The organism is Polaribacter sp. Q13 (assembly GCF_016858305.2).
In the GTDB taxonomy this organism is placed as follows: Bacteria; Bacteroidota; Bacteroidia; order Flavobacteriales; family Flavobacteriaceae; genus Polaribacter.
Genome location: NZ_CP074436.1, coordinates 946252 through 960671 on the forward strand (window position 1 = coordinate 946252; position 14420 = coordinate 960671).

General features: G+C 29.9%; 15 protein-coding genes. 12 read left to right on the forward strand and 3 right to left on the reverse strand.

Annotated elements, in window-relative coordinates; genetic code table 11:
• Positions 1-512 precede the first annotated feature (512 nt).
• Positions 513-1319, reverse strand: coding sequence for a universal stress protein (locus JOP69_RS03845; protein WP_203392405.1), 807 nt, complete (start codon positions 1317-1319; stop codon positions 513-515).
• A 126-nt stretch (positions 1320-1445) separates the two neighbouring features.
• Complete coding sequence (locus tag JOP69_RS03850; RefSeq protein ID WP_203392404.1) at positions 1446-2345, reverse strand: AraC family transcriptional regulator; 900 nt, start codon at positions 2343-2345, stop codon at positions 1446-1448.
• Between the two features lie 209 nt (positions 2346-2554).
• Between JOP69_RS03850 and JOP69_RS03855 the strand changes: the two genes are divergently transcribed.
• The 10 genes from JOP69_RS03855 to JOP69_RS03900 all read left to right on the forward strand — a co-directional run bounded on the left by JOP69_RS03855 (position 2555) and on the right by JOP69_RS03900 (position 11085).
• Positions 2555-3139: a TetR/AcrR family transcriptional regulator gene (locus JOP69_RS03855; RefSeq protein ID WP_203392403.1), complete on the forward strand. Its 585-nt coding sequence runs from the start codon at positions 2555-2557 to the stop codon at positions 3137-3139.
• Position 3140: 1 nt separating this feature from the next.
• Positions 3141-3803: an NAD(P)H-binding protein gene (locus JOP69_RS03860; protein ID WP_203392402.1), complete on the forward strand. Its 663-nt coding sequence runs from the start codon at positions 3141-3143 to the stop codon at positions 3801-3803.
• Between the two features lie 13 nt (positions 3804-3816).
• On the forward strand, positions 3817-4449 hold the full coding sequence (locus JOP69_RS03865; RefSeq protein WP_203392401.1) for a nitroreductase family protein: 633 nt from the start codon (positions 3817-3819) through the stop codon (positions 4447-4449).
• Between the two features lie 11 nt (positions 4450-4460).
• Positions 4461-5456: an NADP-dependent oxidoreductase gene (locus JOP69_RS03870; protein ID WP_203392400.1), complete on the forward strand. Its 996-nt coding sequence runs from the start codon at positions 4461-4463 to the stop codon at positions 5454-5456.
• A gap of 13 nt (positions 5457-5469) precedes the next feature.
• Positions 5470-6630, forward strand: a complete 1161-nt coding sequence (locus JOP69_RS03875) for an iron-containing alcohol dehydrogenase (protein WP_203392399.1) — start codon at positions 5470-5472, stop codon at positions 6628-6630.
• 8 nt (positions 6631-6638) lie between these two features.
• Positions 6639-7445, forward strand: a complete 807-nt coding sequence (locus JOP69_RS03880; RefSeq protein WP_203392398.1) for a type 1 glutamine amidotransferase domain-containing protein — start codon at positions 6639-6641, stop codon at positions 7443-7445.
• Positions 7446-7691: 246 nt separating this feature from the next.
• Positions 7692-8489: an RNA methyltransferase gene (locus JOP69_RS03885; RefSeq protein ID WP_203392397.1), complete on the forward strand. Its 798-nt coding sequence runs from the start codon at positions 7692-7694 to the stop codon at positions 8487-8489.
• Positions 8490-8492: 3 nt separating this feature from the next.
• Complete coding sequence (ppgK, locus tag JOP69_RS03890) at positions 8493-9242, forward strand: polyphosphate--glucose phosphotransferase (RefSeq protein WP_203392396.1); 750 nt, start codon at positions 8493-8495, stop codon at positions 9240-9242.
• A 97-nt stretch (positions 9243-9339) separates the two neighbouring features.
• On the forward strand, positions 9340-9792 hold the full coding sequence (locus JOP69_RS03895) for a GNAT family N-acetyltransferase (protein ID WP_203392395.1): 453 nt from the start codon (positions 9340-9342) through the stop codon (positions 9790-9792).
• A gap of 60 nt (positions 9793-9852) precedes the next feature.
• A complete protein-coding gene (locus JOP69_RS03900; protein WP_203392394.1) occupies positions 9853-11085 on the forward strand; it encodes a M48 family metallopeptidase in 1233 nt (410 codons plus the stop codon).
• Here JOP69_RS03900 and JOP69_RS03905 read toward each other — a convergent pair.
• Entirely contained in the window at positions 11082-11549 is a 468-nt protein-coding gene (locus JOP69_RS03905; RefSeq protein ID WP_203392393.1) for a hypothetical protein, read from the reverse strand. The two genes, JOP69_RS03900 and JOP69_RS03905, sit on opposite strands and share 4 nt — an antisense overlap.
• 106 nt (positions 11550-11655) lie before the next feature.
• Between JOP69_RS03905 and JOP69_RS03910 the strand changes: the two genes are divergently transcribed.
• Positions 11656-13875 carry a bifunctional (p)ppGpp synthetase/guanosine-3',5'-bis(diphosphate) 3'-pyrophosphohydrolase gene (locus tag JOP69_RS03910; RefSeq protein WP_203392392.1) on the forward strand — a complete coding sequence of 740 codons (2220 nt, stop codon included), beginning with the start codon at positions 11656-11658 and terminating at the stop codon, positions 13873-13875.
• 74 nt (positions 13876-13949) lie between these two features.
• Positions 13950-14399, forward strand: a complete 450-nt coding sequence (locus JOP69_RS03915; RefSeq protein ID WP_203392391.1) for a Fur family transcriptional regulator — start codon at positions 13950-13952, stop codon at positions 14397-14399.
• Positions 14400-14420: the final 21 nt, after the last annotated feature.

Consider the following 14420-nt stretch of genomic DNA (forward strand, 5'->3'; position numbering starts at 1 on the left):
CCTCTTTCTTTATTTGATGGAGCAAATATATATTTTATTTTATAAAGGACAAATTTATCCGCTATAAAAAATCGTGCAATTTTTAATGCCTTATTTAGATAACTAAATAGGTGTAAAATAAAAAAACTTTCTAAAAAGAAAGTTTTTTTATTCAATCTGAAATAATTTCAGATTATTATGAAGAGTAAACTTCCATAAGTTGAGAAACTGAAACAAATTGAGATTGATAAGATTTATACTTTTCAGACAACCTTTAAAAATCTATTATATGACTAGTGTCCACTAAAAAGACTTAAGACCGCTCTGCTAAAAGACACAAGAAACAAGACTTTCTCAATTTACTGTTTTTATCTGTTTTGTATATTATAAGGTCGTTTAAAAAAAATATTTTCATTCGAAATGCAATATTCCAATTCAACTCTTCACGTAATAACTTCTATCTAAACAAATTGAATTTCATAAAGTTGATTGAGCAAAATGATATTTTTAGTGGACACTAATGCTGCTATATTTTACTCAATAGGTATTGATAACAACGGAATATTTTGCCCAGAAGCCATCACCCTAGTTTTACTTTTGTGTACAATAGATTCCCAAAATCCATATTTTTTAGGCATCATAACCAAAAGTTCTGAGTTCGATTTTTTGATTTCATTTTCAATCGCTTCTATTACAGAATTCGATTTTACATTTTTATAGAACAATGTAACATCTTCTAGATTTTTATCTAGATTGCTTGTTATCTCACTTTTTAACTCTTCAATTTTTTCATCTACATAAAAAACAGTAACGGCTGCTTTTAAACTTAAAGCAACTTGACGTAGTTTTGCTAATGTTTTTAAAGGAATATCTTGTAATACATCACAAGCAAAAAGAATTTGTTTTACCTCCTTAAATTTAGCGTTGATGGGAATTGCCAACACCGGAAATTCTTTCATACTAATAACGCTTGTCGTAGGATTCCCTAATAAATTTTGTTCCATAGATTTTGGTGACATCCCAATCACTAAAAAACGAGATTTATGTTCTTTCATTAAAAAATCTACTTCATCGCCTAAACTAGAATAACTAACTTTATAAGTTACTTTAATCTTGAATTTTTCACTTAATTTAGAAGCTTTATCTTTTAATTTGTTTTTGGTTTTTTCAAATAACTTATCTATTGATGCTGCAGATAATCTACTATTTGCGGCATGAACAGGCAGTTTATAAGCATGAAAAAGTATAAGTTCTACTTTACTATATTGGGCTAATGCCGCAGCGTATAAAACAGCGTTTTCAGATAACTTAGAAAAATTTGTGGCTACTATAATACTCATAATTTAAATAGTTGGTTTATATCCAAAGATAAAAAATAGTTAGCAGAATTATGTAGTCGAAAAATGGGATGTATTGGTCTATAATACGTTTTTATAAAAGTTTAACAATTAATTATAGATCTCGTGTTATATATTTTTTCTAAAGTAGGAAGGTGATACACCAGTATTCTTCTTAAAGTATTTACCAAAAAAAGAGAGATTGCTAAAATTTAATTCATTAGCAACTTCAGAAACACTTAGCAAAGGATTGCTTAATAATAATTTAGCCTCCATAATTACAGTAGCATCAATTAATTGACCAGCCGTTTTACCCGATATTTCTTTTAATACTTTAGATAAATGGGCTGAGGTTAAATTCATACGATCTGCATAAAAGTTTACAGAACGTTCTTTTTTAAAATGATCATTTAATATGGTTAAAAATTTAAGCGTTAGTTGCTGTTGCCTATTTAAATGTGCATCTAAATCTGGGTGCTCTCTTTTAAAAATAGATCCATAATGATATAATAGCAATCCAAAAGAATGCATAATAATTTCATTTCTAAAAGGTAAAGAAAGTGCTTCTGCATTATTGTTTTTTGCTAATAATTTAGAAAGAATTATAGAAGTTTCCTTTTCTTCTTCTAATAATTTTAACTTCGGAAAACTATTTGCTGTTAAAAAATCGATGGCATCAAATTCTGTTTTTTTTAAAAGTATTTTAAAAATAAAATCTACCGTAAAACTAACGCCAATAATTTCTAGATCGCTACTAGTTGCTATAATTTGAGAAACCGTTTGGGGTTTTACAACAATCATTTCACTACTTTCTAAAAGATGCGTAATTAAATTTAATTGCACTTTTAGGGTACCTTTAAGAATCAATAAAAACGTGTAATTACCCGCTCTAAATGGTTCTAAAAAAGGAGTTTCGTTGAAATTATTTTTAGATAAATGAATGTGTAAATCTGTATTTATTTGTGGTTTATCACCAATAATTTTAACAACGTCGTTAATAGTAAAGTTTTTAATAAAAGGTGTTTGCAATGGGTTTATTTCTAAAGATTAAGATTTCAAAGATACCAATTTCTAAATGTAATTAATTCTAAAACATCTGGCATATCTCCCCTATCCAAGAATAATTATTCATTTTTTGTGGTATCAATTATTTCTATAAGAGTATAAGTATAAAACTTTGTTAAAAAAAAGAATGAACGTTCATTTTTACGTATATTTGCATCAGAATTAAAAACAATATGGCAAAGCTTCAAAAAAGTATAGACAAACGTAATGCCCTTGTAAAGGCAACTATAGAACTTGTTAATAACAATGGGTTTCATGCAACACCTATGAGTAAAATTGCAAAAATGGCAAAGGTTTCTCCTGCTACTATCTATTTATATTTTGAAAATAAACAAGATTTATTAAACCAAACATATATTGATGTAAAAGCAGAATACACAAAATATGCATTTGAAACTTATGATAGTTCAATGTCTGTAGCCTACGGTTTTGAAATTATTTGGAAACGAATTTCTAACTTTAAACTAAATGAATGTGAAGAAGCCATGTTTTTGGCCCAATGTGATAATACACCAATTATTGATGAAGCAATTAGACAAGAAGGCATTAAACATTTACAACCACTACTCGACCTTTGGGAACGCGGTAAAAAAGAAGGAATTATAAAACCAATATCAGATTATTTGCTTTATGCTTATGCTATAAACCCGTTATCCTTTTTAATGATGACACAAAATCGTGGGTCTTTTAAATTAACTAAAGAAAATATAGAAGAGGCGTTTCAAGCCGCTTGGAGCAGTATAAAACTTTGTAAATAAGATGAAGAAAACGGCTATCATATTAGGATCAACTGGTTTAACTGGAAATAGTATTCTTCATAAATTAATTGAAGACGAAAACTATGAAGTTATTAAATTATTTTCTCGTTCTAAAATTGAAGGTCTACCTAAAAAAGTTACACAGTATATAGGTGATATTTTAAATCTAGAAAATTTTAAAGCAGATTTTACGGCAGATGAAGTGTATTGCTGCATTGGTACTACCGCAAAAAAAACACCAGACAAATCACTCTATAAAAAAATAGATTATGGTATTCCGGTTGCTGCTGCAAAACTATCAAAAGAAAATAATATTGATACTTTTTTGGTGATTTCTGCCATGGGAGCGAATGCAAAAAGTACTGTTTTTTATAATAAAACAAAAGGTGAAATGGAACGCGATGTTTTAAATCAAAACATTAAGAACACCTTCATTTTAAGACCCTCATTAATTGGTGGGGAAAGAAAAGAACGTAGATTTTTAGAAAAAATTGGGTTGGTTGTGTTTAAAATAATTCAACCTTTATTTATCGGAAAATTAAAAGAATATAAAATAATAAATGCAGAAAGTATTGCGCAAGCAATGATCAACTTAGCAAATAATACAAATAATGCCGAAGTCATAATTACTTCAAACCAAATAAAAACACTTTCATTAAAATAAATAAAGATTAAATATGGAATTATTAGATAAATTAAACTGGAGATACGCTGCAAAAGCAATGAATGGAGAAAAAGTTTCTGAAGATAAAATAGAACGTATTTTAGAAGCTGCACGTTTATCACCAACGTCTAGTGGATTACAACCTTTTGAGATTTTTGTAATTAAAAATCAAGAAATTAAAGAAAAAATTAAACCTATAGCTTGGAATCAATCTGTAATTACAGACTGTTCTCACCTACTCGTTTTTGCTGCTTGGGACACCTATACAGTAGAGCGTATTAATTATATGTTCGATTTAACCAATGAAATTCGTGGTTTTAAAAACGAAGGTTGGGAAGATTATCGTCAAATGTTATTAGGCATGTATCCTCAAAGAGATGCAGAAGAAAACTTTAATCATGCTGCAAAACAAGCATATATTGCTTTTGCCAACGCAATTACAGCGGCTGCTTATGAAGGCGTAGATGCTACTCCTTTAGAAGGTTTTGACCCTAATGCGGTAGATGAAATTCTAGGCTTGAGAGAAAAAGGTTTGCGTAGCGCTGTTTTATTACCATTAGGTTATAGAGCAGAAGATAAAGATTGGTTGGTAAACTTGGTAAAAGTTAGAAAACCTATGAAAGATTTAGTTACTGTAATTGAATAAAAAAAAGTAAAATGAAAACGATTTTATTAAATAATAGACCCGTAGGAAAACCAACAACTTCTAATTTTGAATTTGTTACAGAAGACACGCAATTGGTAATAAAAGATGGAGAAATTCTTTTAGAAGCTACTTACGTTTCCGTAGACCCTTATTTAAGAGGAAGAATGAGTGCTGCAAAGTCATACGTTCCTTCTTTTGAATTAAACAAACCAGTACATTCTGGAGTAATTGCTAAAGTAATAGCTTCTAAAAACGAAAACTTTAAAGAGGGTGATTATGTTTCTGGGATGTTAAATTGGCAAACACAACAAGTTTCTAATGGAGAAGGTCTTTTAAAAGTCGATGGTTCTAAAGCACCATTAAGTGCCTATTTAGGCATTTTAGGAATGACTGGTTTAACTGCGTATTTAGGTTTACACCAAATAGGGAAACCTGTTGCAGGAGAAACCATAGTGGTTTCTGGTGCTGCTGGAGCTGTAGGTTCTGTAGTTGGACAAATTGCTAAAATATTAGGACTAAGAGTTATTGGAATTGCTGGTACTGATGAAAAAATAGCAATGCTTAAAACCAAGTTTGGTTTTGACGCTGGTATTAATTACAACACAAGTAAAGATATTAGTGCTGATATTAAAACATTGGCGCCAAACGGAGTAGATATTTATTTTGATAACGTAGGCGGACCAATATCTGATGCAGTATTATTTAATATTAACCGTTTTGCTAGAATGATTATTTGTGGTGCAATTTCTGTTTACAACAATACAGAAACTCCAAAAGGGGTAAGTGTACAACCATTTTTAGTTAAAAATAGTGCCTTAATGCAAGGCTTTATTGTTTCTAATTATGCAGATAAATTCCCAGAAGCTATAAAACAATTATCAAGTTGGTTATCAGAAGAAAAACTTACTTACACAGAAACTATCGTAGATGGTTTCGATAATATACCAAATGCTTTTATCGACTTATTTGAAGGTAAAAACAAAGGAAAAATGATCGTTAAAATTTAAATAAAATAAAAAAATGGAAAATTTTGAATTTAAAAACCCAACCAAAATCATTTTTGGAAAGGATACTATTAAACAATTAGAAACCGAAATTCCTAAAAACGCTAAAATATTATTACTCTACGGTGGAGGAAGCATCAAGAAAAATGGTATTTACGACCAAGTAAAAACGGCTTTATCAAAATTTGATATTGTTGAGTTTGGCGGTATACCTGCAAACCCTGAGTACGCAACCTTAATAGAAGCTTTACAAGTAATAAAAGAAGAAAGTATTACTTTTTTATTAGCTGTTGGTGGTGGTTCTGTAATAGATGGAACTAAATTTTTATCTGCAGCTGCTGTATTTGAAGGTGAAACTCCTTGGGATATTTTAACAAAAAATATAAGAACAGAAATTGGAATGCCTTTTGGAACTGTTTTAACAATGCCAGCTACAGGTTCTGAAATGAATTCTGGAGCGGTAATTACCAGAAGAGAAACCAAAGAAAAATTAGCTATGGGAGGTCCTGGTTTATTTCCTGTATTTTCAATATTAGATCCACAGGTAATTAGTTCTATTCCACAACGCCAATTGGCAAACGGATTAATGGATTCTTTTACACACGTTTTAGAGCAATATATGACGTATCCTGTTGATGGATTATTGCAAGATCGTTTTGCCGAAAGTATTTTACAAACCATTATAGAGGTGGCTCCAAAAATATTAAAAGATCCAACAGATTATAATGCAGCGGCTAATTATATGTGGAGTTGTACCATGGCTTTAAATGGATTAATTCAAAAAGGAGTTCCTGGAGATTGGGCTGTTCATGCAATGGGCCATGAGTTAACCGCTTTATTTGGTATCGATCACGCTCGTACTTTAGCTGTAATAGCACCAAGTCACTACAGATTTAATTTTGAAGCTAAAAAAGAAAAATTAGCACAATACGGAGAACGTGTTTGGAAAATAAAAGAAGGAAGCAAAGACGATAGAGCGCAAGCTGCCATTGAGAAAACAGAAGCCTTTTTCCATAAATTAGGTATCGATACAAAATTATCTGATTACACCGAAGATTATAAAGGAACTGCCGAAGAAATAGCAAAACGTTTTACAGATAGAGGTTGGTTAGGTATAGGTGAGCACAAAAACTTATCGCCAGATAAAGTAGAAAAAATTGTAAAAATGGCGTACTAATTTTATATATGAAGATTACAAAAATTATAGCTTTAACGCTTACAATTATTACAGCTTCTAGTTGTAAAAATGCAGAAAAAGAAGCAACTTCTAAAAAAGTTTCAGAAGTAAAAACAACCATTAAAAAAGATAAAAAAATGAATATATTATTTGTATTAACATCACACGATAAATTAGGTGATACAGGAAAAAAAACAGGATTTTGGGTAGAAGAATTTGCAAACCCATATTACACATTGTTAGATAAAGGTGCAACGATTACCATTGCAACTCCAAAAGGTGGTGCTGCCCCAATAGATCCAAGTAGTGATGCTCCAGATGCAGCAACAGCAGATACAGATCGTTATAATAATGATGCAGATGCTAAATCTAAAATTGCCAATACAAAAGTATTAGCAGATATGAATGCAGACGATTTTGATGCTGTTTTCTATCCTGGTGGTCACGGACCTTTATGGGATTTAACCAACGATAAAGTATCTGTTGCATTGATAGAGAAATTTAATAATCAAGCCAAACCAATTGCATTTGTATGCCATGCACCAGCTGTATTAAAAGATGTTAAAAATGCAGAAGGAAAAGCATTAGTTAAAGGTAAAAAAGTAACTGGTTTTTCTAATAAAGAAGAAGCAGCTGTTGGTTTAACAGAAATTGTACCTTTATTATTAGAAGATATGCTAATAGAAAGTGGCGCATTTTATTCTAATGGAGAAAACTGGGCACCTTATGCCGTGCAAGATGGTAATTTAATTACTGGTCAAAACCCTGCATCATCAGAATTAGTTGCAGAAAAATTATTAGCTAGTTTAAAATAGTTAGTTTTAAATTAGATTTTAAACAGTCGTAAATAAGAAAAACTTTACGATAATAAAAAAGGCTCGCTATTTGCGAGCCTTTTTTATTATAATAGTTAACAATAAACCAAATTTCGGTTATCCTTTTCGTAGAAACTTAAATTAAAGCGCATTTAATCGTAAAAAATAAATAGTTTGGTTTATAAATACAAATATTGTTATTATTTCCTTCTTAGTCAATACCCATAAATAGGTATATTTGTACTAATGAAAGAAATAAGTAGTATTCACAACTCGTATATAAAAAACCTGCTAAAACTTCAAGAAAAAGCAAGGGAACGAAGAAAACAAGCGTTATTTATTATTGAAGGAAAACGAGAAATATCTTTAGCAATTACGGCTAATTATCAATTTGATACCATTCTATTTTATCCTGATTTAATTTCAGAAAATGAAATTTTACACCTTTTTAATTCAAATGTAAATAGAATAGTAATCTCAAAAGAAGTGTATCAAAAATTAGCTTATAGAGATTCTACAGAAGGTATTATTGCGGTTACAAAAGCAAAAGATTTCTCTTTAAATAATATTCTTTTTGAAAATAAAAACCCTTTAATCTTGGTTGCAGAAGGTGTTGAGAAACCAGGAAATATTGGAGCCTTATTAAGAACAGCCGATGCAGCAAATATAGACGCTGTATTAATAGCAAATCCTAAAAGCGATTTGTACAACGCTAATATTATTAGATCTAGTGTTGGTTGTGTTTTTACCAATCAAATTGCCACAGGAACATCCGAAGAAATAATTTCTTTTCTAAAAGAAAAAAATATCAATATATACGCTGCTACCTTGCAAAATTCAAATGAATATCACCAAGAAAATTATACAGAAAGCTCCGCAATTGTTGTAGGTACAGAAGCAACAGGTTTAACAGATGTTTGGAGAGAAGCTGCTACACAAAACGTAAACATACCTATGCAAGGACAAATAGATTCTATGAATGTTTCTGTTTCTGCTGCTATTATTTTGTTTGAAGCAAAAAGACAAAGAAAATTTAAAAAATAAAGAATGAAAGTATTAGGAATTGACATTGGAGGATCTGGAATTAAAGCCGCAATTGTAAACACAAAAAACGGAGAATTACTTTCTGAAAGACATAGAATTGATACGCCAAAACCTGCAGAACCTAAAGCGGTTGCAAAGGTTATTAAAGAAATGGTAAAACATTTTGATTGGAAAGGTCCGGTTGGTTGTTGTTTTCCTACTATTATTGTTGATGGACAATGCAAACATCATGGAAATTTAAGTGAAGAATGGGTAGATGTTAAAGTAAATAAACTCTTTAAAAAAGCATGCGACGGAGTTAAGTTCTACGTAAGTAATGATGCTGATTTAGCTGGAGTTGCTGAAATGAGTTTAGGTGCAGGAAAAGATGTAAAAGGAAAAGTTTTTGTAATTACAATTGGTACAGGACTTGGCTCTGGTCTATTTTATGATGGTAAATTGATACCGAATGTAGAATTGGGTAGAATTTATCATACTAACGGGGAAATTATAGAAAGATTTGCCGCAGATTCTGCGAGAAAGAGAGAAGAATTAACTTTAACAGAATGGGCTAAAAGATTTGATATTTTTTTAAATCATGTGAAAACATTGCACACTCCTACTTTATTTATTTTAGGTGGAGGAATTAGTAAAAGATATGATGAATTTAAAAAACACTTAACGGTAGATGTACCTATAGAAGTTGCTGAATTTAAAAATAATGCAGGTATTATTGGCGCAGCAATGTTTGCTCATAAAAAACATAAGAAATAAAAAAAGTTATAGTAGACCAAATATTTCTCGTTATTCAATCCACAATACACCTACTTACAGATTTAGAATTAGACAAAAGCGCATAATTTAATTTAGAATGAACTTTAGAAAAGCAACCAAAAACGACATTTCAATCATCGTTGAAATGATGGCTGATGATATATTAGGAAAAAAAAGAGAAAGCTTTCAGAATCCTTTACCTAACTCCTATTTAGAAGCATTTAAAAAGATAGATGCTGATGAAAATCAAGAACTTATTGTTGTAGAAAATAATAACTTAGAAGTTATCGGAACTTTACAAATTACTTATATTCAATACCTAAGTTATTGTGGCGGAACTAGAGCACAAATAGAAAATGTATTTATTAGAAGTGATCAAAGAGGACTCGGAATTGGAAAAAAAGTCTTTGAATGGGCAATAAACAGAGCCAAAGAAAAAAAGGTACATGTAGTACAATTAACTTCGGATAAAAAAAGACCTAGAGCCATTAAATTTTATGAAGATTTAGGATTTAAAGCGACTCATGAAGGAATGAAAATGCACTTTTAAAAAGTAATTTTCTAGACAATAATTAGAATCAAATAGATTAAGAAATTTTTCAACATATTTATGCAACCAACCACCTTATTTTACATCATTATCTCCATATTAATTATCAGTTTTATTATTGATAAAATATTAGACTACTTAAATGAGAAACGTTTTGATGCTGAAATTCCGGAGAAACTAAAAGATGTTTATGATGAAGATGAATACAAAAAATCGCAAGCTTATAAAAAGACAAGTGCTAAATTTTCGAACATCACTTCATTGTTTTCTACATTATTAACCTTAGTATTCTTTTTTGCAGACGGATTTAAATATGTAGATGATTTTGCAAGAACTTATACAGATAACCCAATTTTAGTAGCTTTAATTTTCTTTGGAGTTATTATGTTGGGATCAGGAATATTGACCACACCTCTCTCCTATTATAGTACTTTTGTTATCGAAGAAAAGTTTGGTTTTAACAAATCGACAAAGAAAACTTTCTGGTTAGATAAACTAAAAGGTGCACTCATGAGTGTTTTATTAGGTGGTGGAATTTTAGCTTTAATTATTTGGTTTTATCAATTAACCGGAGAAAACTTCTGGATTTATGCTTGGGCTTTAGTGGCTGTTTTCTCTTTGTTTATGAACATGTTTTACGCAAAATTAATTGTTCCTTTATTCAACAAACAAAGTCCGTTAGAAAATGGAGAATTAAAAACGGCTATAGAAAAATATGCTAAAAGTGTTGGTTTTACGATCAATAATATTTTTGTGATCGATGGTTCTAAACGTTCTACAAAAGCAAATGCCTATTTTTCTGGTTTTGGTTCTCAAAAAAGAATTACATTATACGATACGTTAATTAACGATTTAAATACAGATGAAATTGTTGCTGTTTTAGCACATGAAGTAGGCCATTATAAAAGAAAACATATTATTTTTAATTTAATTTCATCGATTTTATTAACCGGATTTACTTTGTTTATTTTATCACTTTTTATTAATACACCTCTTTTATCAGAAGCATTAGGCGTTTCCATACCCAGTTTTCATATTGGTTTAATTGCATTCGGAATTTTATATTCGCCCATATCTGAAATAACAGGACTGTTCATGAATTATATGTCTCGAAAATTTGAATATCAGGCAGATAATTTTGCCAAAGAAACTTTTGAAGGAAATGCACTAATTACATCACTTAAAAAATTATCAAAAAATAGTTTGAGTAACTTAACGCCACATCCGGCGTATGTTTTTGCACATTACTCACATCCAACTTTGTTGGAAAGAATTACTAATTTAGAAAACTAATTTTTTTCTATAACAGAATTCACTATTTCTGTTAGCATCATTTTATCTTTAGCATCTGCGTTAACAGCAAGCATGGTAGTTAACTCTATACAGGTGTTTTTATCTTGTTTTATGTAATATTTTTGTTTTGTAAATTCAGTTCCTTTTTTAATAACTTTACCAGATAACAATAAAATATTTTTGTTATTTAACTTTTTTTCTCCTTTAAATTCCAATCCTTTTACAATCGGTTTTCTATTTATTTTTGCTTTTTGATCCTTATAAGAAATAGGTAAAAATAAAGCTATAATTAAAGCATCCGGATTTTTTGACACATACATATTTGTAGTAACATTTGTAAAAACATTCCTATCTATATCAATTTCTACTTTCCTTTTTTGAAGTTCAAAAAGAGAGTTTGTGTTTTGAGAATAATGATTAAAACTTAAAAATAAAACCACTAAAACGACACCAATTTTCTTCATTTGGCGAAAATAAGAAATAATTACATTTAGAAAACAAAATATTTGTATGTTAAAATTCTTATTGCTAAATTCACTTTAAGTTAACCCCTATATTAAAATCATTTTTTTGGAATATACAGCAACCATAGACGAGGAAAATAAAGAAATAGCAAAACGATACAAAGATTTGCTTAAAGGTACTTATGAAATTTTATCTAAAGAAGATAAAGAACTCATAAGAAAAGCCTTTGATATTGCCGTAGATGCACATTCTGACCAACGTAGAAAAACGGGAGAGCCCTATATTTATCACCCAATTGCCGTTGCAAAAATTGTTGCTTATGAAATTGGTTTAGATGCCGTTTCTATAGCTTCTGCCCTACTGCATGATGTTGTGGAAGATACAGAATACACGATAGAAGACATAGAAAATCTTTTTGGTGAAACCATTGCAAAAATAGTAAACGGACTTACCAAAATATCTCGTTTAAACAAAGAACAAGACGCTTCTATACAAGCAGAGAATTTTAGAAAAATGCTCTTAACATTAAATGATGATGTTAGAGTTATTTTGATAAAAATTGCAGACAGACTGCACAATATGCAAACAATGGATGCAATGCCTGCCCACAAACAGGTTAAAATAGCATCGGAAACATTATATATTTATGCTCCTTTGGCGCATAGATTAGGGTTGTATAATATTAAAACCGAGCTAGAAGATTTAGGCTTAAAATACACAGAACCCGAAGCCTACTATGGTATTTTAGGTAAGATAAAAGAAAGTAAAGAAGATCAGCAAAAATATTTACAACAATTTGAAGATACCTTAAAAGCGGGTTTAGATAAAGAAAACTTCGAATATGAAATAAAAGGTAGGTTTAAATCTATTTATTCTATTCGTAGAAAAATGATCAATCAAAATGTAACTTTTGATGAAGTTTATGACAAATACGCTATTAGAATTATATATAAACCCAACACAAATGATGATAAATTTGATGCTTGGAAAATATATACCATTGTAACAGACTACTTTAAACCAAATCCTACGCGTTTAAGAGATTGGATTTCTCAACCAAAATCTACAGGTTATGAGGCCTTACATATTACGGTAGTGGGTCCTGATTCTCAATGGGTAGAAGTACAAATTCGTTCTAGTAGAATGAATGAAATTGCAGAAAAAGGATATGCGGCACATTTTAAATACAAACAAGGTGTAACTAAAGACAACGGATTAGAAGATTGGTTAAATAAATTAAAAGAAACCTTAGAAACACAGAGTTTAAATGCGGTAGATTTTGTAGAAAATTTTAAACTGAATTTATATTCAAAAGAAATTTATGTTTTTACACCTAAAGGCGATTTAAAATCACTTCCAAAAAACGCAACCGCTTTAGACTTCGCTTTTTCAATACACACAGATGTAGGTTTAAAATGTAGAGGTGCTAAAGTAAACGGAAAGTTAATGCCTTTAAGTCATCAATTAAAAAGTGGTGACCAAATAGAAGTAATTACTACTGCTTCTAACAAACCAAATGCTAGATGGTTAGATTTTGTAATTACCGCAAGAGCAAAAGCAAGAATTAGAGCGGCTTTAAATGAAGAAGAAAAATTAATTGCAGAAGAAGGAAAAGCCATCTTAACCCGTAAGTTACGCCATTTAAAAATTACTTTTAATGATAAAACCATAAATGAACTTGTTAACTATTTTAAGCTAAAAACAAGTTTCGACTTATTTTTTAGAGTTGGAAGTGGTACTATTGATAATACACAATTAAAAGCTTTTGTTTCTCAACGAAACAGTAAAATTTTAAATTTCTTTAAATCTAAGTTAAGTAGAAATACTTCAGAAAAAGAATACGTAGATTCAGACACTGTTACCAATAAGTATGACTCCTTAGTTTTTGGTAAAGAAGAGCAAAAACTAGACTATAAACTCTCTAAATGTTGTAATCCTATTCCGGGAGATAAGGTTTTTGGATTTTTAACAATTAATGAAGGCATAAAGGTTCATAAAATGAACTGTCCGAATGCTATTTCCTTACAATCTAATTATGCCTATAGAATTATGCAGGCAAAATGGATAGATTCTTCACAAAAAGATTTTAAAGTTATATTAGAAATATCAGGCGTTGACAATCAAGGGATGGCAAATGATGTAACCCGTACTATTTCTAATAACATGGGTGTTTTTATTAATAGCATAAATATTAAAGGAGATGAAGGTGTATTTGAAGGAAAACTCGCTATAAATGTTAAAAATAGTTCACAATTAGATAAATTAATAAAAAACCTTCTTAAAATAGAAGGAGTTAAAAAAGTAGATCGTGTTAATACTTTGTAAATATCCTTTCATTAAAAGGCCTATTTTATTAAGAATTAACTGTAAATTTGTTTTTTGTAAAAAATCATTCACAAATGAGTAATTCTCTTGAAAATCAAGAAATCGTAAAAAAAGTTTTCACTACGTATTTAGGGGAACATAAGCATAGAAAAACTCCAGAACGCTATGCTATTCTTCAAGAAATATACGTTGCTGATGAGCATTTTGATATAGAATCTCTCTATATTAAAATGAAAAATAAAAATTATAGAGTTAGTAGAGCTACACTTTATAATACCATAGACCTACTTTTAGATTGCGGTTTGGTTAGAAAACATCAGTTTGATGGACAATCTATGGCGCGTTATGAAAAAAGTTATTTTGATAAAAATCATGACCACGTTATTTTTACAGATTCTGGAGAAGTAAAAGAATTTTGTGATCCACGAATTCAAATTATAAAGAAAACCATAGAAGACGTTTTTGATATTGACATTCAGAATCATTCACTGTATTTTTACGGAACAAAAAAGAACAAATCTTAATTAACAACACAACATAAACAA